We start from the raw sequence: 1,934 nt of genomic DNA, 5'->3' as shown, positions 1-1,934 counted from the left end.
CCTCGCGCTTGTACATCGCGCCGGAGGGGCAGGACGCCACGCACGCCGGGTTCAGGCAGTGCTCGCAGATCCGCGGCAGATAGAACATGAAGGTCTGCTCGAAGGCGAACTTGACCTTCTCGGCGGCCTTCTCGCGGGTCTTGGCCACCATCGGGTCCAGGTCGCCGTACTCGGTGGCGCCGCCCAGGTTGTCGTCCCAGTTCGACGACCACTCGATCTTCATGGGCTTGCCGCTGATCAGGGAACGCGGTTCGGCGACCGGGTAGTCGTCGCCGAGCGGGGCGTCGGTGAGGTTCTTGTACTCGTACGTCCAGGGCTCGTAGTAGTCCTTGATCTCCGGCAGCTTGGGGTTGGAGAAGATCTCCAGGAGAGCCTTGATCCGGCCGCCGTTCTTGAGCTTCAGGGCGCCCTTCTTGTTCAGCTCCCAGCCGCCGCGCCACTTCTCCTGGTCCTCGTAGCGGCGCGGGTAGCCCTGGCCGGGGCGGGTCTCGACATTGTTGAACCAGACGTACTCCATGCCGTCGCGGTTCGTCCACGCCTGCTTGCAGGTGACCGAGCAGGTGTGGCAGCCGATGCACTTGTCGAGGTTCATCACCATCGCGATCTGTGCCATCACGCGCATCAGTAGGTGACCTCCTGTTTGCGGCGGCGGATGACCGTCACCTCGTCGCGCTGGTTGCCCGTCGGGCCCAGGTAGTTGAAGGCCCACGACAACTGGGCGTAGCCGCCGATGAGATGGGACGGCTTGAGGATGAGCCGGGTCAGGGAGTTGTGGATGCCGCCGCGCTTGCCGGTGGTCTCCGTCTTGGGGACGTTGACCGTGCGTTCCTGCGCGTGGTGCATGTAGACCGTGCCGGCCGGCATCCGGTGCGAGACGACCGCCCGCGCGACGACCACGCCGTTGCGGTTGACCGCCTCGATCCAGTCGTTGTCCTTCACGCCGATCGCCTCCGCGTCCTGCGGCGACATCCAGATGCACTGGCCGCCCCGGGAGAGCGACAGCATGAAGAGGTTGTCCTGGTACTCGGAGTGGATGGACCACTTGTTGTGCGGGGTGAGATAGCGGACCGTCACCTCCTTCTCGCCGTCCGGGCCGAGCTGCGGTTCCCCGAAGAGGCGGTTCATGTCCAGGGGCGGCCGGTAGACGGGCATCGCCTCGCCCAGCTCGTGGATCCAGTCGTGGTCGAGGAAGAAGTGCTGGCGTCCGGTGAGGGTGTGCCAGGGCTTCAAGTGCTCGGTGTTGAGCGTGAACGCCGTGTAGCGCCGCCCGCCGGACTCGCTGCCCGACCACTCGGGCGACGTGATCACGGGAACGGGGGCCGCCTGGGTGTCCGCGTACGTGATGCGCTTGCCCTCGTGCTCGGCCGCCAGGTGCGCCATCTCCTGGCCGGTACGCGCCTCCAGGGTGTGGAAGCCCTGGGTGGCGAGGCGGCCGTTGGTCGTGCCGGACAGGGCGAGGATGGTGTTCGCCGCCTTGACCGCGGTGTCCAGGGCGGGGCGGCCGTCGGCGGGCCCGCCGCGCACGACGCCGTTGCGTTCGCGCAGCTCGTCGACCTCCTGGTCGGGCCGCAGCGCGATGCCCTTCGCGGGCAGGCCCAGCGTCTCCGCGAGCGGGCCCAGCGCCGCGAACTTCGCGCCGATCGCCGTGTAGTCGCGCTCGACCACCGTCAGGCCCGGCATCGTCTTGCCCGGGATCGCCTCGCACTCGCCCTTGCGCCAGTCGAGGACGACACCGCCGGGCTGCGCCGTCTCACCGGGGGTGTCGTGCTGGAGCGCGGTGGCCACGACGTCCTTGCGTACGCCGAGATGGTCGGCCGACAGCTCGCTGAGCCGTTCCGCGATCGCCTTGAACGTGTCGAAGTCCGTGCGGGCCTGCCAGGGCGGGTCGACGGCGGGGGTGAAGGAGTGCACGTAGGGGTGCATGTCCGTGGACC

Annotated in this window: 2 protein-coding genes; both read right to left on the bottom strand. The window is 68.3% G+C overall.

Annotation, left to right across the window (positions count from 1 at the left end; genetic code table 11):
• Positions 1–622 (bottom strand): 4Fe-4S dicluster domain-containing protein (locus tag ACQKIP_RS46270; protein ID WP_427745749.1); only part of this gene is annotated, 622 nt, incomplete at its 3' end.
• Positions 622–1,934 (bottom strand): molybdopterin dinucleotide binding domain-containing protein (locus ACQKIP_RS46265; RefSeq protein ID WP_427745748.1); only part of this gene is annotated, 1,313 nt, incomplete at its 5' end. The genes ACQKIP_RS46270 and ACQKIP_RS46265, both read right to left, overlap by 1 nt.

Origin of the sequence: Streptomyces sp. NPDC059900 (assembly GCF_050270335.1) — a bacterium.
Taxonomy (GTDB): Bacteria; Actinomycetota; Actinomycetes; order Streptomycetales; family Streptomycetaceae; genus Streptomyces.
This window is presented reverse-complemented; position numbering and strand designations above follow the sequence as displayed.